The 19,817-nt window shown below is 63.4% G+C and carries 14 protein-coding genes and 1 tRNA gene; 6 read left to right on the top strand and 9 right to left on the bottom strand.

The window, feature by feature from the left end:
• Nucleotides 1-16 precede the first annotated feature (16 nt).
• Nucleotides 17-1,264 carry a Gfo/Idh/MocA family oxidoreductase gene (locus KF886_12335; GenBank protein MBX3178144.1) on the bottom strand — a complete coding sequence of 416 codons (1,248 nt, stop codon included), beginning with the start codon at nucleotides 1,262-1,264 and terminating at the stop codon, nucleotides 17-19.
• A gap of 296 nt (nucleotides 1,265-1,560) precedes the next feature.
• On the opposite strand from KF886_12335, the gene KF886_12330 reads away from it, so the two are divergent.
• The 4 genes from KF886_12330 (at nucleotide 1,561) to KF886_12315 (ending at nucleotide 4,001) form a co-directional block, all read left to right on the top strand.
• Nucleotides 1,561-3,138: a sodium/solute symporter gene (locus KF886_12330; GenBank protein MBX3178143.1), complete on the top strand. Its 1,578-nt coding sequence runs from the start codon at nucleotides 1,561-1,563 to the stop codon at nucleotides 3,136-3,138.
• 155 nt (nucleotides 3,139-3,293) lie between these two features.
• Nucleotides 3,294-3,644, top strand: a complete 351-nt coding sequence (locus tag KF886_12325; GenBank protein ID MBX3178142.1) for a MerR family transcriptional regulator — start codon at nucleotides 3,294-3,296, stop codon at nucleotides 3,642-3,644.
• A 12-nt stretch (nucleotides 3,645-3,656) separates the two neighbouring features.
• Nucleotides 3,657-3,735 (top strand) — tRNA-Pro (locus KF886_12320).
• 113 nt (nucleotides 3,736-3,848) lie between these two features.
• Nucleotides 3,849-4,001 (top strand): hypothetical protein, encoded by a 153-nt coding sequence (locus KF886_12315; GenBank protein MBX3178141.1) that lies wholly within the window; start codon nucleotides 3,849-3,851, stop codon nucleotides 3,999-4,001.
• A 115-nt stretch (nucleotides 4,002-4,116) separates the two neighbouring features.
• Here the strand turns inward: KF886_12315 and KF886_12310 are convergent, their stop codons facing one another.
• Nucleotides 4,117-5,100: a hypothetical protein gene (locus tag KF886_12310; protein MBX3178140.1), complete on the bottom strand. Its 984-nt coding sequence runs from the start codon at nucleotides 5,098-5,100 to the stop codon at nucleotides 4,117-4,119.
• A gap of 298 nt (nucleotides 5,101-5,398) precedes the next feature.
• Between KF886_12310 and KF886_12305 the strand changes: the two genes are divergently transcribed.
• Nucleotides 5,399-5,587: a hypothetical protein gene (locus KF886_12305; GenBank protein ID MBX3178139.1), complete on the top strand. Its 189-nt coding sequence runs from the start codon at nucleotides 5,399-5,401 to the stop codon at nucleotides 5,585-5,587.
• A 65-nt stretch (nucleotides 5,588-5,652) separates the two neighbouring features.
• On the opposite strand, the gene KF886_12300 is transcribed toward KF886_12305, so the two are convergent.
• The 3 genes from KF886_12300 to KF886_12290 form a co-directional block, all read right to left on the bottom strand.
• The gene (locus KF886_12300; protein ID MBX3178138.1) at nucleotides 5,653-7,338 is read right to left on the bottom strand and encodes an ADP-ribosylglycohydrolase family protein; all 1,686 of its coding nucleotides are present in this window, start codon (nucleotides 7,336-7,338) and stop codon (nucleotides 5,653-5,655) included.
• 165 nt (nucleotides 7,339-7,503) lie between these two features.
• Nucleotides 7,504-11,028: a DNA polymerase III subunit alpha gene (gene dnaE, locus KF886_12295; GenBank protein MBX3178137.1), complete on the bottom strand. Its 3,525-nt coding sequence runs from the start codon at nucleotides 11,026-11,028 to the stop codon at nucleotides 7,504-7,506.
• Nucleotides 11,028-11,474: a CinA family protein gene (locus KF886_12290; GenBank protein MBX3178136.1), complete on the bottom strand. Its 447-nt coding sequence runs from the start codon at nucleotides 11,472-11,474 to the stop codon at nucleotides 11,028-11,030. The genes dnaE and KF886_12290 overlap by 1 nt, the downstream gene beginning before the upstream one ends.
• 546 nt (nucleotides 11,475-12,020) lie before the next feature.
• Here KF886_12290 and KF886_12285 point away from each other — a divergent pair.
• Nucleotides 12,021-12,680 (top strand): lytic transglycosylase domain-containing protein, encoded by a 660-nt coding sequence (locus KF886_12285; GenBank protein MBX3178135.1) that lies wholly within the window; start codon nucleotides 12,021-12,023, stop codon nucleotides 12,678-12,680.
• A 41-nt stretch (nucleotides 12,681-12,721) separates the two neighbouring features.
• On the opposite strand, the gene KF886_12280 is transcribed toward KF886_12285, so the two are convergent.
• The 4 genes from KF886_12280 to KF886_12265 all read right to left on the bottom strand — a co-directional run bounded on the left by KF886_12280 (nucleotide 12,722) and on the right by KF886_12265 (nucleotide 19,739).
• The gene (locus tag KF886_12280; protein MBX3178134.1) at nucleotides 12,722-13,660 is read right to left on the bottom strand and encodes a hypothetical protein; all 939 of its coding nucleotides are present in this window, start codon (nucleotides 13,658-13,660) and stop codon (nucleotides 12,722-12,724) included.
• Nucleotides 13,661-13,834: 174 nt separating this feature from the next.
• Entirely contained in the window at nucleotides 13,835-16,162 is a 2,328-nt protein-coding gene (locus KF886_12275; protein ID MBX3178133.1) for a hypothetical protein, read from the bottom strand.
• A 482-nt stretch (nucleotides 16,163-16,644) separates the two neighbouring features.
• Entirely contained in the window at nucleotides 16,645-18,552 is a 1,908-nt protein-coding gene (locus KF886_12270) for a hypothetical protein (protein ID MBX3178132.1), read from the bottom strand.
• Nucleotides 18,549-19,739: an alpha/beta fold hydrolase gene (locus KF886_12265; protein MBX3178131.1), complete on the bottom strand. Its 1,191-nt coding sequence runs from the start codon at nucleotides 19,737-19,739 to the stop codon at nucleotides 18,549-18,551. The genes KF886_12270 and KF886_12265 overlap by 4 nt, the downstream gene beginning before the upstream one ends.
• Nucleotides 19,740-19,817: the final 78 nt, after the last annotated feature.

Raw genomic sequence — 19,817 nt, 5'->3', positions numbered from 1 at the left:
GGCCCGCCCGGATGGATTACATCACGTGCAGGATCTCCCGCCCACGCCCCTGTGCGATCAGCGAGGTGTAGGTCTTCAGATCCTCCTGGACCTTCGCGTCGGTGAGATCCAGCGTCACACCGCGCTCGGCGGCCATGTAGGCGGCCTGGCAGAGCCTGGTGATCTCGAGGCCATACTCGAAATTGAGCAGGGCGTCCTTGCCCTGCTGGAAACTGCGGACCGCGTCCTGAATTTCGTCCACGTAGCCGTAGAGGTCGGCTTCGTTGGGCTCAACGGCGAGCAGGCCGCGGGAGGCGGTGGCTTTCTCCAGCGCAGTTTCGGCGTCGGCCACGGCCTCGGCGGCCTCATCACCGATGAACACCTGAAGGCTCGACTGGAGCGTGTTCAGCTCGAAGGCGTAGCCGGGTCCCATGCCGTCCATGAGCAGGCGCAGGCCCTGTTTGTCGTACATCCAGGAATTGGTGAACTGGGCTTTCACCAACTGCCCGGTTTCGGGGTTCTTGAAGGTCACGGTGCCGGTGGCGAAATCCTCGGCGGGCGTTTTGCCGTAGTCGACGCCCATCTTTTCGAGCAGGCGCTGCTGGCCGTGCTTCGTGCCCCATTTAAGCAGGCTGGTTTCCGCCGTGACGGAGACGGGCTGGAGGAAATTCACCGGCTTCCCGAGCGGCGTAAGCACATACCAGCCCACGGCGATACTGTGGCAACCCATGTCGCTGAGGACGCCGCCGCCCTGGCGCGTGGGATCCCAGAACCAGGGCTCGTGCGGGCCAGCGTGCTCTTCGGCGCTGCGGGCGAGCGTCATCGGGCCCATGCTGTCCATCTGCGGCTTGAGTTGCTGCAACGCGGCGCGAATGCCCTTCATGTGGATCTGGTTCTCGAAATAGGCCGTGGGCAGCTTCGTTTCCTTCGCGAGATCGACCAGGGCCTGGGCTTCGGCGACCGTGCGACCGAGGGGCTTCTCGATGATGATGCCCTGGATGCCGGCGCCGGCCTTGACCGCGTCGCGAATCGCGGTAAGCACGTCGACCCGCGTGAAGTTCGGGCTGAACACGCAGACGGCATCGACATTGTTGCAGAGTTCGGCGATGCTGTTGTAAACCGTGCAGTCCCCGACGCCGAGGGCCTTGGCGTAGGCGGCGAGCTCGGGGCCGCCCTGGAGCGAGTAGACGCCTGCGAGATCCACGCCGCGAACGAACTGGAGCGCCCGCGCGTGGAATTTGGAGATGAAACCGGCGCCGATCAGGCCAAGTTTGAAATTGCTCATGGGTATATATCCTTCTTTCTCGATCCGGGAAGGAACTCCCGGGTGGTTACAACCCCTGGACGCGGGCTTCCGCGGGCGGCGGCGGCCCCTTCTCCCCCATCCCCACAGGCGAACCGCGCGCTACACGGTGCGCCCGGCCCGCGCAACGCCATTATAGAGGAGGATATCGCGAGCCTCAAGCGCATGATACGGAAAGAGGTGGCCGAAACTTGTGAAATCTGAACTTGATCCCGCCGGGGGCGCCTGATACCATGCGACCGGCTTTTTATTGAATTTTGGAGAGAGGAATCGTCACCGTGGACCACTTTACCTGGGTTGACTATGTCGTGCTCGTGCTGTATTTCGGCGCGATGGCGGCGCTGGGACCGTTTTTCGCAAGCAAGGGGCGCACCACCGAGGGCTACCTGCTCGGGGACCGATCCTTCCCCGGATGGCTGGTCGGCTTTTCGATGTTCGCAACCTCGATCAGTTCCGTGGCCTTCGTGGGATATCCGGGCGACTCCTTCAAGACCGCCTGGTACCGGATGGTGCCGAACTACACGATGCCGCTCGCGGTGCTGGTGGCGACGTTCTTCTTTCTGCCGTTCTTCCGGCGCGCGCGGGTAACCTCGGCCTACGAATACCTGGAAACGCGCTTCGGGCCGATCACGCGCATGTATGCGGCAATCGCGTTCATCATCATGCAGGTCGTTCGGGTCAGCCTGATTCTCTACCTCGTGACGGTGCTGCTGTACACGATTACGGGCTTCAATCCGTATTGGGCCATCCTCATCGGCGGCGTGATCACTTCGTTCTACACCGTTCTCGGCGGCATTCGAGCGGTCATGTGGACCGACTTCATTCAGTCGCTGGTGCTCTGGGGCGGCGCCGTGATCTGCCTCGGCGTCATCATTTACCAGCTCCCCGGCGGCATCGGCCAGATCATTGAAGTCGGCGCCGAAAATAACAAATTTGGCATCTACGACTTCCTCAGTTCCTCCGACGCCGTGATGTCGCCCGTGCCCTTCTGGGGGAGCGTGCACGAGAAGACGATATGGCTCTTCCTCCTCGTCGGCCTCGGCAACTGGATGATGGAATACAGCGCGAACCAGAACGTGGTGCAGCGTTACGCCGCCTCGGCCAGCATCAAGCAGGCCCGCATCGCCATGTGGGTGTGCACGTGCTTCAGCGTCCCGACCTGGGCGATGTTCATGTTCCTCGGCACCGCGTTCTACGTGTACTACCAGGTCTTCCCCGACCCCGCCGCCGTGGAGATGCTCGACGGCACGCGCAAGTCGGAGGAAGTGCTGCCCTACTTCGTGACGAAGCAACTGCCCATGGGCCTGACCGGCCTCGTCATCGCGGCCGTGCTCTCCGCCGCGATGTCCAGCCTCTCCTCCAGCATCAGCGCGGTCTCGGCCGTCTCCCTGGTCGACGTGTACAAGCGCCACATCGCCAAGGACAAGTCCGACGCGCACTACGTGATCGTGGCGAAGTCCGTGGGCGGCCTCATGGCGGTGATCATGATCGTCGGCGCCACGGTGCTCTACGCCGCGCAGAGCAAGACGCTGCTGGACGTCGCGACGGTGCTCACCGCGCTGACTTCGGGCGGCCTGCTCGGCCTGTACCTGCTGGGGTTCTTCACGCGCGTGGGCGATGATCGCAGCATAATCGTGGCGATTCTTTTCACGGCCGGCTACACCATTTACATGGCCTTCGTTGGCCTCGGCATCGTTCCCCAGAGCCTCTCGTTCAACCACAACTACTATACGGGCCTCTTCGGGCACCTGATCATGTTCGTACTCGGGTATGCCGTCGGGTGCCTGTGGCCGGGCAAGCGCGACGACCTCCACAACCTCACCGTTTGGACCCAGGACGACGAGCCCATCCAGTAGCGCCTCGGAATACAGGCCGCGCCGCCCCCCCTTGCGGGCCGGCGCGGTTTTTTCATACACTGGCGGCGAACACGCCCAAAGTGGCGTGTTTTCCAGCCGGCCCGGAGCAATCCGGCGCGCAAACAACTTGAAATTACCCCCGAAGATCCAGTACCATGCCAACTTCTCCCGAGCGGCGTCTGCGCATCAGCGAAGTCAGCGAAATGACCGGCGTCGCCATCCACCTGCTCCGGCAATGGGAGGAGAAAATCCCACAGTTGAAACCCAAGCGGGACCGCGCAAACCGCCGCTACTACCTCGAAAAAGACATTGAGATAGTGCGGCGCGTAAAGCATCTCGTGCGGCACGAAAAGATGGCGCTCGACGGCGTGCGCCTGCGCATCGCGCAGGAAATGCACGGCGAGGGGCGTCCCCGGACAAAGCAGGAAGCGATAGACCTCGTCGATCGCATCGAAGGCGAAGTCCGGGCGATGCTCGCGCTGATCGGTCCCAAAAAAAAAGACTGACCAAGTTTCGGTCGGGGTGTGGCCTAGCCCGGCTTAAGGCGCTCGCCTGGGGGGCGAGAGATCGGAGGTTCGAATCCTCTCACCCCGACCATTTTTGCACTTCGACGTTTGTAGCCCTTTCCGGGTAGTCCGGAAAGGGCTTTTTTCGTTGGGACCAGGCGCTGTGTACGAAATCATGTTTCGCCTGAGCCCGGCTGATCGGCCATGACCTGCGAGAGCCGGCCGCCGCGCCGCCTCGTCGGCTCGAAATCTATCTTCGCGGATGAAAAACTCCTGAGCACGAAGAATCCCGACATAGACCGCGACAAGGCGTTCCTTGATAAGTTGGGTTTGCAGGCGCTGGACGTGCGGACGTAGTCGGGCGGGATCGAAAGTGTGAATTACCCGGGCGTAGTTCTTCCGACGAGGTACGCCAGGCCGGTGGCGGATGCCAGAGCGTATGGGTACGACCGTCACGGTAGGAGCGTTGTGTCTAACGAACGCCATAGCGCGTGTACAAATCGACAGTCGTTGGGTTGTCGATTATCGGGAACGTTTCGCCGTAGCGCATATACTCCACGTGGCCGTCCAGGAACAGGATATTTCCACCATTGGGCTTGTGATTGAAAAGGACTGGCCCCGGGTCACTTTCTGCCGGGTCGTTTCGACCGAAGGCATCCCACATGACAGGTGCACTGCTTGAGGATGGGACCATGGGTTTTTTCCCCTGGTTCCAGTACCAGCGGCTGCCATCCGTAATAAAGAAGCGCTGCATTCCACTACGTAAACGTAGAATTGACTGTCGGTTGTCAAATCCAACTGCTTCGGGAGGCGAAGGGACCCAGGGAGGCCAGCGGCTTCCGTCAATAGGCAGGTCATCGTTCAACTTTTTGGCCCCCAGAGCACCGACACCCATAATATCGACGTCAACCCCATCGTCGATCGCAGTGCTTGCTCCGCAGTAGCCATAATAAGCCGGGCTATCGAACATGAGATAGCCCGTGTACAGATAGGACTGGGCGAGTTCGGCGCTCAAGAAGTAGTCGTATGAAACAGTGTCGCCCTCGGACAGCGCCTTCGTTTGCCATGTGTCATACGTGCCGCCATCTCGCGGGAGCCGTGGTGACAGGTCTTTCGCGTACGGGTATTGCAGTCCGTCTGAGGGACAACGCGCGATTTCGAGGTCATTCAAATAATCCGGGTAAATGGTGATTCCCTTTGGAGCACTCCATATTAGGTTGGACCAGCCACCTTCGCCGATATCCGCGTACGGTGCCGGCGGTGGAAGGAATTCCCCCTCCGATTCCTCCATATACATACGGAAAACGGTTCCGAAAGCCTTCAAGTTTTGCTGGCACGAATAGCGCATGTGGTTGGCGTACGTATTTGCGAACATGTGCAAGATCAGCAGGGCCACCAGGCCGATGAGCGCTGCCGCGACCGAGAATTCGGTATACGTAAGCTTCCTGTTTCCCACGACAAATCACCCCACATTGCCTCTTGTTAACGCAGCCCAGGCATTAGCATGAATCGCACACATATATTGGCTTATTCCTTTGGCATCAAGTCTACCATAAGGGCGCCACCGAAATTTCGGACGCATCCTGGCCTGACTATACTTGCACTCGATGCCCCCGGCCCCCTTTTTTCGTGTTGCATTCCACCCCCGGGAGGCGCATCATAGGGATCGGCTTTCGGGGAGCGGTATTCCCGGGGGTGGGAGCGCCGGTGTCGTGTGGTTGCAGTTCGGGGAGGGGACTGCGTGGAGCGCGGTCATGAGGCGTATCAAGTGCAAACGGTGTGGAACGGTCTTTGAAGTAGGTCCGGGGGACAAGCGGAAGACGGGGCGCTGCTTTACGTGCGGGGCGACGTTTGCGCTGCCGTCACCCATACGGCCTTTCGCCATTGCCGGGGCGGTGGTGTTTCTTGCGCTGCTGGCGGTGGCGTTCGCGGTGTCTCGCTGAGGGGCGCATTCCGTAACGTCCCGGCGCCCGCTGCCGGATTCCTTCGCTGAAGAACGGGCCGGCTATCACAGGCCGAGCAAGGCGATCTCGCCCCAATACGCGGCTTCGCAGAACCAGCCGGTGGGCTGGTTCAGCAGTTCGGCCTTGACGGTCTGGCCGGCGTAGGGCGCGAGGTCGATGTCGACGGTGAGCCAGCCGTCGGTGACGGTTTCGGCGCTTACGGGCTGATTGTGCACTTCCTGGCCGTTGATCTTGACGATAAGCTGCCAGTCGGCGTTGTCGTGGTGGCTGACGGTGAGGCGGAGCGTCCCGCGGGTATTCTGGGGGATCGTGCCCTCGCGCCAGATGACGGCGGGCGTGGCGCCGTCGTCGGGGTGGGTTACGAGCACGTTCTGGCGCCCGCGGTAGGCGGGCCGGATGCCGGGGTCCATTTCGAGGCCGCAATCTCTTATCTGCCAGCCGGGGGCGAAGCTGGCGATCACCTGGTTCATGTCGGTGCGGCCGTCGGAGAGCTCCTGGGGCCGGATTTGTTCGGCGAGTTCGGCTTCGGTGTAGCGGCTGTTGGCGATGGGGCCGGGGTTCCAGCTCTGCTCCAGCGCCGTGGGTTCTGGCTTCTGGCGGGGAATGCGAAATACTTCGCGCTCCCCATCGCGGATGATTTCGCCGCCCGCGCGCACGACGGCGTCGCGCGCCAGCGTTTCCGAGACTTCGATGAGTTTGGTGAAGGAATAGTTGGTGTGGGAGAAGACGGCGTCGCGGTCGAGGGCGGACGTGAACTTTTCGGGAACGTTTTCGAGGCCCATGGTGGTGAAGAGGATGCCGGCGGCGCTGGAGGGGTTGCAGTCGGAATCCTGGCCGCAGCGGGTGGCGATTTCAATGGTCTTGTCGGGGTCGCGCTGGCCGTAGAGCAGGCCCATGACGATGTAGGCGCCGTTGATCTTGGCGTCGATATTGAATTCCTTGCGCTTCCCGCCGCAGGAAGCGCGGCGGTAGTCGAGGTTCTCGTTGTACTTCGTCTCGATCTCGCGCCAGGCGGCTTCCCAGTCGTCCGGGTGCGCCTTCCACCAGGCGATGACGTCGCGGATGCACTCGGCGTACTGGCTTTCGGCGGGAATGCACTCGAGCCCGGCGCGGACTATGGCTTCGGGGTCGGTTTCGAAGAAGGCCGCGGCGTACATGCCGCCGACAAACTGGCCGCCGTAGAGGCCGTCGCCGTAGTTCATGATGCGGCCAAAGGTCTCGCCCAGGCGGATCGGCACGTTGGGCAGGCCGGGCGCGATGAGGCCGGAGAAATCCGCTTCGATCTGGTAGTCGATGTCGTCGGCGTGCTTGTTGAATTCGGGGTGTCCCGAATCGGGCGGGGCGATGCCCTCGCGGAGGTTGGCGCGGCCGGCGGCGTTGGCGTGCCAGAGGGCGTAGCCGCTCCGGGCGAAGTCGATGCCCGCCTGCTTGAGGGACACGTCCCAGCCGTAGTCTTCGAGTGACTTCAGGAACGTCATCTCGACGTAGAGGTCATCCTGATAGAACTGGTTAATAAACTCGGGCTTCCATTCGGGAAACTCCTCCGCGGGGATGATCCGCCCGTTGTACTGGAATTCCGTGGGGGCGCCCCAGCCGACGCCGGCCATCTGGCCGATCCAACCGGCGGTCATCCGGCTGAGGTATTCGGACGCGGGGAGTTGGCGGATGGCGTCTTCCGCCAGGGCCAGGGGTGCAAGGGCGAGGCAAAGGGGCGCGATGAGGTACTTCACGGGTGGGTCTCCAGGGCCGCGCGGCTGCGCGCCGAATGGCGGGCGAGCGGGACGCGGGCGCGTGTAATAATTCCGAGCAGCATTGGAGCAGAAATGCGTGGTGATCTGCAAGGCGCGCCCGACCGAATACCTGATTCCCTGGACCTGTTCGCGGCGCAACGCCGATCAGCCGGCGCGTTTTCGTTCCCAGGGCTTCTTTTCGCGCTGGACGATCTCCGGCGGGCGGTGCGTGGGCAGGCCCATGCCTCCGGAAAACCAGACGTTGTCGGGGCCGACCAGGTTTTCCACAGCGTAGGCGAACTGGCGCCCGGCGGGGACGAGGCAGGCCTCGGTGGTGTGAATCGTGACTTCGGCGCCGCCGGCGGTCTGGCAGTGGAGGTAGACGTCGCAATTGCCCCTGGCGTTGCCCAGCAGTTCCGCCAGGCGCTCCAGGGCGCCGTCGCGGATGACGTTGCGGGGCAGGCGCACGTGCAGGGCGCGCGTGAGGTGCTTCTCCGAGTCCTCGATAGCGTAGACATCCTCCGCGACCAGGCCGGGCTCGTCGTTCCGGTAGTTGACACGCGCGGGCATCATGACAATCATGTCCGCCGCGATAATCCCGGCCTTCTGCTCGAAGGTGCTGGGGAACACGGTGACTTCGAGCAGGCCCTGCCGCGTTTCGAGGGCGACGAAGGCCATGCGGTCGTTCTTCTTGGTCACGTGAATCCGCACGCTGGTAATAACGCCCGCCACATTGATGATTTCCCCATCCTTGTATTCGGAAAGGTTGATCAGGTTGGCGGTTCCGAAGCGCTCGATGATCCGGTCGTAGGGGTCGAGCGGATGGCTGCTGATATACAGCCCGAGCATCTCCTTTTCCATCTGCAGGACCTCGTGGTCCGGAAAATTGGGCAGATCGGGCTTTTGGTGCATGGTGGCCATGGTGTCTTCCATGCCGTCCATGTCGAAAAGAGAAAACTGGCCGGCGTCGCGGTCGCGCTGCGCGCTCTGGCCCTCGCCGAGGGCCTGATCGAGCACCGCCTCGACCTGCCTGCGGTTCCAGCCGGTCCCGGTGAAGGCGCCCGCCTTGTTGAGGCTTTCCAGGCAGCGCCGGTTGACGAGGCGCGTGTCGAGGCGTTTGCACAGGTCGAAGACGTCGTCGTAGGAGCCGTTTTTCGTGCGCTCCTCGGTGATGGCGGCGGTGGGCCCCTCCCCCACGTTCTTGATGGCGCCCATGCCGAAGCGGATGGCGTTGCCCTCCACCGCAAAGTGGTTCCAGCTGTGGTTGATGTCCGGCGGCAGCACGTCAATGCCCATGCGGCGGCACTCGTCCACGTACAGCGCCACCTTATCCAGGTTGCCCGATTCGCTGGTGAGCAGGGCGCACATGAACTCGACGGGGTAGTTCGCCTTGAGGAAGGCGGTCTGGTAGGCCACGAAGGCGTAGGCCACGCTGTGGGACTTGTTGAAGCCGTAGCCGGCAAAGGTCTCGATCTTGTCCCAGATCACATTGGCCAGTTTGGCGTCGATGCCCCGGGTGGCGCAGCCCTCCACGAACTTGATCTTCTGCTCGTCGAGCAGGTCCTTCTTCTTCTTGCCCATGGCGCGGCGGACGATATCGGCCTGGCCGAGGCTGAATCCGGCGCAGGCCTGCACGAGCTGCATGACCTGCTCCTGGTAGACCGCGATGCCGTAGGTCTCCTCGAGGATAGGCCGGGTGATCTCGTGGTCGTACTCGATGGTCTCCCGGTGGTATTTGCCCTGAATATAGGTGTCGATGAACTGCATGGGGCCCGGGCGAAACAGGGCCACCAGCGCGCTCATCTCCTCCAGGCTCTGCAGGCCGATGCGCTTCGCCAGATCGCGCATGCCGGAGCTTTCCAGCTGGAACACGCCGGTGGTCTGGCCCGAGCGGAGCAGCGCGTAGGTCTTGTCGTCGTCGGGCTCCAGGTTGTCGATGTCGATGTGGATGCCGCGGTTCTCGCGGATGAGGCGGACGGCCTCGTGGACCACGGTCAGCGTGCGCAGGCCGAGGAAGTCCATCTTGAGGAGGCCGACTTCCTCCACGCACTTCATTTCGACCTGGGTCGCCACGGTGTCGGAATTGGAGGCCTTGTAGAGCGCCACGTGGTCGGTGAGGTCGTGGTCGCAAATGACGACGCCGGCGGCGTGGGTGCCGCAGTTGCCAATGGTGCCTTCGAGGCGTTCGGCCAGGCGCCACAGCTTCGCGACCTGGGGATCTTCCTGGATGATCTGGTCGAGTTCCGGGACCTTTTCCCGGGCGTCCTTGAGCTTGATCTTGAGCTCATCGGGAATCAGCTTGGCGATGCGGTCGACTTCGCCATAGCTCATGCCGAGCACGCGGCCGACGTTGCGGACCACGTTCTTGGCGAGCATCCGGCCGAAGGTGATGATCTGGCTGACGTTTTCGCGCCCGTATTTCCGATAGGCGTAGGCGATCATCTCTTCGCGGCGGTTGTAGCAGAAGTCGATATCGAAATCCGGCATCGAGACGCGGTCGGGATTGAGGAAGCGCTCGAACAGGAGCTGGTAGCGCATGGGATCGATGTTGGTGATCTTGAGCGCATAGGCCACGATGCTGCCCGCGCCGGATCCGCGGCCCGGCCCCACGGGAATCCCCTCCTGGTTGGCGAAATTGATGAGATCCCAGACGACGAGGAAGTAGTCGACGAACTTCATGCGCTCGATTACGCCCAGCTCGAATTCCGCGCGCTCGACATAGGCCGGGTCGGGGGTATCTCCGTAGCGATCCTTGAGCCCGCGCATAACCAGATCGGTCAGGTACGAAAACGGCGTCTCACCCTCCCGGTACCCGCCTTCGGGCTGGTAGGCGGGGATGAGGCTTTCGCCGAGGGGGATCTCCAGGTTGCAGCGCTCGGCGACCTTCACGGTATTGGTGATGGCCTCGGGGTGATCCTTGAAAATCGCCTTCATTTCGTCCGGCGATCGGAAATGGAATACGTTCGTCGGGAAGCGGAAGCGCTTCTCGTCCTCCAGCGTCGTGCCCGTCTGCACGCACAGGAGGGCCTCGTGGGCCTCCGCGTCGGACTGGTCGATGTAGTGGCAGTCGTTGGTCGCGATGAGCATCAGGCCGTAATCTTCGGCGAACTGGCAGAGGACGGGGTTGACCTTGTCCTGCTCCTCGATGCCATGGTGCATGAGTTCGACGAGGTAGTTGTCCTTGCCGAAGATTTCGATGTAGCGCTCAAGCTCCTTGACGGCCAGGTCCATATTGTCCTGCAGGATAGCCTGGGGCACGCGCCCGGCCAGGCAGGAGGTGGTCGCGATGAGGCCCTCCCGGTGCTTGTAGAGCAATTCATCGTCGACGCGCGGCTTGTAGTAGAAGCCTTCCAGGTAGCCCCGGGAACTGAGCTTGCACAGGTTGTGGTAGCCGGTTTCGTTCTCACAGAGCAGGAGAAAGTGGTTGTTGAAGGAGCCGAGAAACTTCTGCTGGGTGTCGGTCCGGCTGCCGGGGGCGACGTACAGTTCGCAGCCAATAATGGGCTTGATGCCGCGGGACTTCGCCATCTGGTAGAACTCGACGGCGCCGAAGAGGTTGCCGTGGTCCGTGAGGGCGCAGGCCTCCATTCCGTATTTCTGGCAGCGGTCGAGCAGTTCCTTCGTCTTGCAGGCGCCGTCGAGCACGCTGTAGTCGGAATGGACGTGCAGATGTACAAAGTCCGAACTCATTACTGAACTGTCTCCCAAAGCAAGGTTAACGCCGCGTCCGCGGTCTGTTGTTTAACGGCCGCGCGGTCGCCCTGAAACAAGTAACGCGCCGCCCGGCAGCCATCGGGGGCGGCGACCGCCATATATACGAGGCCCACCGGTTTTTCCGGCGTCCCGCCGCCGGGGCCCGCGATTCCGGTCACCGCGACAGCGTAGTCCGATGCGAATCGCTCCCGCGCGCCGATGGCCATGGCGCGGGCCACGGGATCGCTCACGGCGCCATGTTCCGCGAGCACCGCTTCGGAGACACCGAGCATGGCGGCCTTTACGGCGTTGCTGTAAGCCACGAGCCCGCCGAGGAAAGGGGTTGACGCCCCGGGCACATTCGTGAGACGATGGGCAATCAAGCCGCCGCTACACGATTCGGCGGTTGCAATGGTTTTTCCGGTATCGATAAGATACCGGATAAGTTGCGACTCGGGAGATGGTGACTCGGGCACCCTGGGATCCTCTGGTGAATGGGCTAACCGTAGCACCGTCTTCCGGCTCGACGCAAGATGACGCCGGGTTATCCGGGCGTTCCGCTGGCGAGAAAGGGCTTGCCCGGATCGGGAACCAGGGGTATACTATTGACAATGAACAATGCATTCTCCGAAATGCCCGTGCACCCGTACGGTCGCCCGGTGGCGCGATTCCGGGGCGTGGTGCTGGCAAGCGTGCTGACCGCCGCGGGATCGTGGTTGCTCCCCGCGCAATCGACACCCGCGGAATCCTCTTCCATGAGCCCCCGGACCATTGCGCATAACCACGCGCAGAATCGACGCCAGAACGCGATGGAACGGTACCGGGAGCAAAATCTCCGCCAGTTTGAAAGCGGCGAGGGCGTGGTCACGCTGACCAATCGTGGCGCCAAATATTCGAAGAAGAAGGGCTACAAGGAAGTAGAGATCGACTTCGAACCGATCTACATTGACCCGAAATGGCGCAAACCGTCACGATCCCGCACGCAGCGCATGATCGTGCCGGAGGAGCTCCGGGATTTCATCGCCGAACAGGGACGCCGGTACAATGTGGACGCTAACCTTATCTCCGCGGTAATCAAAGTGGAGAGCAACTGGAACGCCACGGCGGTTTCCAGTGCGGGGGCGAGCGGCTTGATGCAATTGATGCCCGGGACCGCCTCGGACATGGGGGTGAAGGACATCTTCGACCCGTATGAGAATATCGCGGGCGGCACACAGTATCTCTCGAAGATGCTGGGCATGTTCAACGACAACCTCGACCTGGCCCTGGCGGCCTACAACGCGGGTCCGGGCAATGTTTTGAAGTACGGCGGCATCCCCCCGTTCAGGGAAACCCAGAACTACGTGGTCAAGGTGCAGTCCCTGCTCGATGGGCGCACGGTGACCGCGTCGCGAAGCGTGTTTTCCCGCAAGGGCGCCGGAAGCGCGTCCGGCGTGCAGTCCCGTACGGCGCGACCGGAATCCCCGTCGCGGCCCGGCCCCGGCCAGCCGCTTGAGGGCGCGCACGTGTACCTCGTTCAGTTCCACAGCGGGCTTAGCCAGCCGGCGGACAACATCGTGGACAAGGACCCTTACTACTACATCGAGTTCGGGCGCCGGTCCTATTCTGTGCGCAAGGACCTGGTGAAGGAAATAGTGAAGCGGTCCTGATTTCCGGGCGGGCGGCGTACGCGCGCCTCGAATTCTCTCGATCACGCGCTGGCGGTGTAGCCGCGCTGCCGCATCCACGCTTCCGCTTCGGACCGCAAGGTCGCGTCGCCCTTCGGATCCGCAAGCAACCCTTCGGCGTGCCCCCGCGCCTCCTCCTTGCGCCCCGCGCGGTCGAGCAGCTGCGCCAGATAGAGCCGCGCCTTCACGAAGGAAGGATTTACGGCAAATCCCGCTTCGAGCGCGCCGATCGCCGCCGGTAGATTCCCCCGGTTCAGTTCCAGATCCACCAGAAAACAGATCGCGTTGACGTTTCCCGGTTGCAGGGCTATCGCGCCGTGGGCGTAGCGCGATGCGTTTTCCCAATTGCCGCGCTTGGCGTGAAAATCCGCCGCAAACAAGTATCCCGCGATGCGCTCCTCGTCGGGCACGCCCTTTTCGCAGAAGAAGGACCCGTATTGCAGGCCGGTCTCCAGGCCGTACTTGGCGCATTCGGCGCGGAACGGTTCGAAATCCTCCACATACCACTCGCTTCGGTGTAACTCCGCGGGATTACCGTACTCCTCGGGGTGTATCCAGCCCTCGCCGAGGGGGATGTTCACGATCAGGAGTTTGTTCGCCTGGGCATAGAGGGTTTCGAGCACCGATTCGGCCTCGTCCTTGAACATGTGCTCGATAACATCGCCGGCAATAATCAGGTCGTAGTGGTCGATCTCCTTGCACAGGTCCCGCACGTCGCCGATCATGATGTTGGAATAGAGGAAGCGCTGGTGGGGCATGATGTAGGGTTCAAAGAACTCTATGCCGTCGATCCGGGTTATCCACTGGTCCGGGTAGGGGCGGCCGGGAAAGACGTCCAGGTATTCGCGGCAGAGATAGCCCCACTTCCCGAAGCCGCACCCCACATCGAGTACCGACTTCGGCTGCAGCTGGATGATTTTGTTGATGCAGTGCGTAAGCTGGATGTGGATACTGACAGGCATGGAGCCTCCTTCGCGTTTTCGAGGTGTCGCGGCGCTTGATTATAGCAGCGCGGCGGATATGCTGGGAATGGATTCGGGGGGGCCACGAGCGGCAGGGCGCCCGCGCGCGCCGGTGGACGCGCGGGAACGCCACCGTGGAAATCCCCTCGATGCTGAGTCCGTTTCAGGACCTGCCTATTGCTTGATTAGCCAGACCTCCGAAAGGCGCGACATCTGCCGCCAGTTGATCCCGGGTTCGTGGGGCACGTCGAAGGTAAGAACGATGGTACCGTCCTGGTAGAGATTGCGGGGCACGGGAAACTCCTTGATCTCGCCGATGTCCTTTCCGTCGATGGTGGGGGTAACCCGCTCGCCATTGACGCGCAACAGGCACTGGCCGTATCCCGTTGTGCGCACGACATAATCCGCCTCGGGGTCGAGCCCGTCGTAGCGAAGGCCCATCGGCCAGTCCATCTTGCTGATCCACGACTGGCGCACCCGGGTCAGGCCGTCGTCCCACCACATGAAATCGGGGTTCATGTGGCGGCGCATGAGGGGATCCGTGTAGAGCGATTCGCCCCGGAGCAGGCGTTGCGACTGGGCGACGTTGCCGATATCGTCGTAGAAGCTGCCCGGGCCCGGGTTTTCCCACGTGTAGATGGTCTTGAGGCGGGCGAGCTGTTCCGCCTCGTTACCCAGGGCGCGGATTTCGGCGAGCTGATCTTCATACCACCAGCGGTTGTTCAGCGGATGATCGACAAAGTCCAGGACCGCGCTGCGCTGGGCGTTGTTCGCGCCGTATTTCGGGACGCTGCTCTGGTAGCCGATCGAATGGAACAAGCGCTCGCAAAGGTTCTCAATCGCCGCGCGAAGCTCCTGGCGCGGGGATTCGGGCCCGGCCTTCGCCAGGATCGCCAGCGCGCGGTCGATGGCGGGCTCCACGCCAACCTCTCCGGCCTGGGCAAGCGCGGCGTTCGCACCGGCCTCGAGTTTCTCCTCGTGGATGAGCCGCGCGCGGATGTAGGCGTCATAGTGAGCCTTCAGGAGACACAGCTGCCAGCGCCAGTTGTCGCGGAGTTCAGGGTAGGCCTTTTCGAGGGTTTGCCAGAGCGCCAGGGTCGCCTCCACCCCGCCGTTGATCGCAAGCGGGCCCGCCCAGTTCCGCTCCAGGGCGTAGATGCCGTCGGCGGCGCGCTCGGCGGCGTCGTGGCCAAAGAACACGCGGCAATACTCGATGAGGCCGTCGCGAACATCGTAGTCAACATCCCAGCCGAGCAGGCTCCACACAGTCTTGTTAACATCGTCGTGCATGCCGTCGGAATAGGTGATGAAACCATCGGTGTACTGGGCGAAGGCGCGAAAAATGGTGCTGTAGTAGACCGGCTCCGGATTGGTCCCCTCGCGGCCCGAGGTGAACGCAAAGGCGGGATCGATCCACTGGGTCGCGTACTGGCTGCGGACCGTGTGGGTGATGTCCGGATAGTCGCGGAGGCGGTATTGCTCCGGCAGGCGCGCGCGAAGCACGGGCAGGGGCGGGCTGGACGGGCCGCCCACCGCGCCGCTGAACCAGGCCGGTTTGTGTTCTTCCAGCCAGGTGAAGAAATAGTCGACCTGTTCCGCGTCAAAGCCTTGCAGCGACATCCAGATCCCCGCGTCGGGGTGGTGTTTCGCGAGGATTGTCGAAAGATCTTCGAGGAAGGGCATCACATCTTTCGGGTGGTTGTGACCGGGGTCGCCGCCGGGAAAGAAGACCGCGTCCAGGTGCGAGGATTCCTGGTAGAAGGCTTCGTGCTCCGCCAGGTGCGCGGCGCGCTTCTCCGGGTCGGTCAGGTCGACCGTGGCGGGCGTCCAAACCCAGTACTGCACACCATACTTCCGGCAGCTTTCGCCGAGCGCCCGGTTCATTACCTGCCTCGTGACGGGCATCAGCGGGCTGTCGTCGTCCTGAAAGGGGATATTCTCTATCGCATTCACGCCGAACAGGGCCAGTTCCCGGATGTACTGATCGTATTGCGCCGGGGTCCAGGCGTCGTAGCTGTTCGCCGTCGTGCGGTAGCCCAACTGATGGCCGCGGATGGAGTCGTCGGGCGCCGTGGTCAGATTGAGGGGCGCGGCCAGCCGAAGTCTGCCGGGGGCCCAGTCCAAATTGCGCAGGAGCCGGCCCACGCCATAGAGCGCGCCTTTCGGGTCCGCGCCGATGATCCAGAGGGTGTCCTCCGCCGTGACCAGGGCGTAGCCTTCCGCCGCAGCCGTCCGCTCGGCGGCGGGCGCCGGACGGCCCTGAAGCTGGGCATCCGCCCCGGAGAGCAGGGCAATCGCGGGGCCGCTGGCGGGCCAGGATTCGGCGACCGGCAATGCGATCCCGGTTCGCCGTTCGACTTCCTCCACGAGCACGGTGACGGCGGTGCGTTCGACGTGGGGAACGTCCCCGCCGCGCACAACGACGGTGGCCCTGGACAGATCGAGAGCCGGTGCGGCGACGCCCGCACATGCGGCGATGGCCAGCAAAAGATTTCGGGACACGCTTCCAAAAAAGGGCATTATGGTATTCCTTCCGTCAAATGACGATGCGCGGCGCGGTGGCCGCGGTACGCAACGTTGAAACTCGCGAACACTTTAGCCGAGCGAAGTACAGTGGCCAGAGCAGGGCGAGTCGTTGAATAAAGGCTACGTGCAACTATGGAGCGCCGGCGGCCCGCCGGCAGATTGCGACGCCGGCGCAATACAGCGTTCTGGACATGTTACCGTTGCATCAGAAGCCGCGTGTCGTCGACGGACTCCGGCAACGAGTTCTTGCACCTTCGGTGCAATGCCGGCGGGCCGCCGGCGCTCCATACACTCTGGCTCCATTAGCAAAAACACATACTGTTACGCGCTTCAGACCGCTAGAGTGTTACTAAAACTCAATAACCGCCCGGCGACTGACCGAGCGTGTACGGGCCTCCAAGGCCAATTTCGCGTGAGGGCGGCCTGCGCCACTTTCCATCGGGCGGAACGAGGCGCGATCAGGGGGCGCGTTCCAGCACGAGGTAGCCCGCGCGTTCACCCGCGGGCGGCCAGGGCACGTACAGGCGGCCATCCGTCAACTCCATTACCAGGGTTTCCTTGTCTTCGTGTTCGGGCAGGCGACCGTACCAATCGAGGTGAATGCGTGAATCGGCGTGATACCACCGGTGCGCGTCCGGGATACGATCACCAGCCGCGGAGGTAATGATGGCGGAACGATCGCGCAGGAAATCAATAGTATGGAGCCCGTCCGGCGCGGGCTGATCGGGGGCGGCGCCCGGTCGCGCGGCGACGCCCGAAACATTCCAGGTTCCCATGACGGCGGCGGCTTCGCGCCAGTATGCCTCGGGCCCGAAACGCAGGCGCGCACCCGCCACCGGACCATCCTGCATGGCGATGCTGAGCAGCGAAATGACAACCAGCATCACCGGGGCGCCGGCGCAGGCCGTATAGAAGCCTTTGCCCAGCTTCCAGCGGGCGTCGGAGGGCGGCACGCTCCCGGGGGAAGCGGCGGGCGCGGGGTTCCCCATCCCGAGCAGCAGGGCCGTGGCGGCGGCGGCGAAGAGGATGAAGCTCATCTCCACGAGGGGGTAGCCGCGGGACCCCGCCTCGGGGAGTTGTTGCGCGAATCCGGTGGCGACGGTGGACCAGAGAAGAAACAGGAGCACCCACTGGCCCTTGCCGAAGGCCGTGGGGGGTGCGATGGCCAGGGCGTCGCGCTGGTAGAGCCGCAGGGCGTACAGCGCCAGGCCGGACATGACGATACCGGCGATAGCGAGCCAGAGCCACGGGGGCAATCCGGCGGCGGGTTCCGAGGTCATCAGGTTGTAGCGGTAGATCCAGCGCTCCGGCCCGCGCCGCGCGTTCATCCAGAGCAGGGCGACGATCACCACGAATACCGAAAAGATGTCGAGGGGCTTGCGCGGCGCATCCTCCTCGGCGGGCGCGAGGCCGCCCCGCAACAAGCGCAGGGCGCCCAGGGCGATGGCGAGGCCCATGAGCAGGCCGAAGCTTTCTTCGGCGATCTTCCACTGCATCATGCCGCCCCAGGAAGCGAAGGGCCCCCATTCCACACGCACGGGATGGCGGATAAACACGGCGGCGGCGAAGGCCAGGCCGCCGCCGAGCATGCCGTAGCAGGCCAGCAGGAGCGCGGCGCGGTTCTGTGTTCTGTGCAAATAGACTATCAATGCGACGAGCATACCCAGCACGCCGCCCCAGCCTTCGTTGCGGTAGGGCGGGGCCAGCTGAATCCCGCCGATCCAGGTGAGGCCGAGATAGCCGGCGAACCACGCGAGACACACGGCGCAGTAGAGCAGCGCCTCCCCCCGCTCCTGCTTCCGGACCAGCGCATAGAGCCCGCAGGTAACGAGGGCGATCAGCGCGGCGAGGAAATCGCCGTCGTGAAAGTGCTGGGCCGAAAGCCGCTCCCACACATCGCGGGCGGCGTGGTCGAAAAACAGGTAGAGGTATAAGGCCAGATACACCGCGCCGATAGCCGCGAAGGGCGCCGATAGACGCTGGAGCGCCGATCGCGGGAGCGTAAAGGCCAGGCCCAGCACGGCCCCGCCGATGCCGGCCCAGAGGCCGCCCACAAAGAACAGCACGGCGTATCCGTAGAGGACATCGGGAAACGAATCGGTGACCGTGTAGAAGGTCTGCTCCATATAGCTTATGGAGCCCCCCCAGGCCCAGCCCGCCGCCCCGAAGAGACCGGCAACCGCCGCGCGGCGGTACCAGTCGGCTCGCCCGGAGGCCAGGCAGATCGCCAGGCCCAACAGCGCGCCCGGGACCATGGCGCCGCCCTCATGGCCCACAATGCCGCGATAGCCCCAGCCGTACGCCATGATGGAGGCCGCCAGGGCGCAGAGGATGCCGGCATTCGCGTGCGCAGCGCGGCTGGTCATGGCGCCGCCGCCCCGCCCGCCGCGCGTTCAACCTTGAACTGGCGGTCGATCCACGCGTAGGCCGCTTCGCGGGCCGCCTTGGGGAACTGGTGCTTTCCCGGCGCCAGTTCGCCGTGGAACTTGTCCTCCACGCCGTGCAGCCGGTACAGCTTCTCCAGGTCCGCGTACACCTCGGCCAGATTGTCCGTCTCGGGGAAGATATCGTCATCGAGCGTGGCGTAGTTGTAGAAGGCGCGCGGCGCGATCATAGCGGCGACTTCATGCCAGTCCAGGGGAGCCTGCTTGATATCGTCCACATAAAAGCCGAGCCGGGGCAGCAGCGGGGTCAGGTGGCTCCAGCGATCCGGCCGGGGGTCGGTTCGCAGGGTGGTGAAGCCGCAACTTGCCACAACGAGGGAAATATCGGTGTTTAAAGCGGCCCCCACAATCCCGCCGTAGGCCCCGTGCGAATGGCCGATAACGCCGATGCGCGATTCATCGACGTCGCCGCGCGCCGCCAGGAACTGCGCCATCCGTACCAGCTCGATATTCATCTGGCCGAAAAAGGACCACTCGGGGTGGGCGCGGTAGAAATCCATGGCGCCGTCGTAGGGCTGGCCGCCCTCCGGGATGCGCTCGCCGAAGCCCTTCGCGTCGGGGGCCAGGCAGATGTAGCCGCGCTTCGCAAGTTCGTCGGCGAAGGCCATCTCCGGGTCCCCTTCCAGCCCGACCGCCTCGCGTTTTCCGGGGGCCTGGGTCTGGTGCAGCACAATCATGGCGGGGGCCGGCCGGCTGACCAGGGTGTGCGGTATGAGCAGATAGGCCGGAATGGGCTCATCAAGCAGGCCGGGCAATCGCATGTGAAACCGCTTGTATTCCGGCAGAATCTCTTCGCCAATGATCTCCGGATCCGCGGCATCGAAGCGCAGCCCGGTTCCCGTGCCGATCAGCGTGCTTACCCGGTGCCGGATCAGGTCGCGCTTGCGCTTCCAGACGACCAGGCTGGGGAACTCGCGCGCGTCCGCGGGATCGTTCTTAAGCAGCGGCAGCAGATCGGGCAGGCCGGCCTGCGGGCTCTCGATATCCGGGCGCTCCACGCCCGTAAGCGCCTGCCAGTCGTTCCAGTCAAAGCCGGGCCAGGCCGGCGCGCTCTCCGCGCAAGCGAGCGCCGCGCCCAGCAGCGCCAGCGATGTGCATAGACGAAACATCCCGTCTTTCCTTTCCTGTTCTTGCACTACCGGGCCCGCCATCGGCTAGTATACGCATGCGAGGCCCGCATTTGAACC

This window comes from Candidatus Hydrogenedentota bacterium (assembly GCA_019637335.1).
Lineage (GTDB): Bacteria > Hydrogenedentota > Hydrogenedentia > Hydrogenedentales > JAEUWI01 > JAEUWI01.
The sequence above is the reverse complement of the archived record's forward strand: the minus strand, read 5'-3'. Positions and strand labels throughout refer to the sequence as shown.

Bases quoted from the DNA above. Each gene is read 5' to 3' on its own strand.
- KF886_12335 (MBX3178144.1), bottom strand. From the start codon at position 1,264: ATGAGCAATTTCAAACTTGGCCTGATCGGCGCCGGTTTCATCTCCAAA.
- KF886_12325 (MBX3178142.1), top strand. From the start codon at position 3,294: ATGCCAACTTCTCCCGAGCGGCGTCTGCGCATCAGCGAAGTCAGCGAA.
- KF886_12315 (MBX3178141.1), top strand. From the start codon at position 3,849: ATGACCTGCGAGAGCCGGCCGCCGCGCCGCCTCGTCGGCTCGAAATCT.
- KF886_12305 (MBX3178139.1), top strand. From the start codon at position 5,399: ATGAGGCGTATCAAGTGCAAACGGTGTGGAACGGTCTTTGAAGTAGGT.
- dnaE (MBX3178137.1), bottom strand. From the start codon at position 11,028: ATGAGTTCGGACTTTGTACATCTGCACGTCCATTCCGACTACAGCGTG.
- KF886_12285 (MBX3178135.1), top strand. From the start codon at position 12,021: ATGATCGTGCCGGAGGAGCTCCGGGATTTCATCGCCGAACAGGGACGC.
- KF886_12280 (MBX3178134.1), bottom strand. From the start codon at position 13,660: ATGCCTGTCAGTATCCACATCCAGCTTACGCACTGCATCAACAAAATC.
- KF886_12270 (MBX3178132.1), bottom strand. From the start codon at position 18,552: ATGACCAGCCGCGCTGCGCACGCGAATGCCGGCATCCTCTGCGCCCTG.
- KF886_12265 (MBX3178131.1), bottom strand. From the start codon at position 19,739: ATGTTTCGTCTATGCACATCGCTGGCGCTGCTGGGCGCGGCGCTCGCT.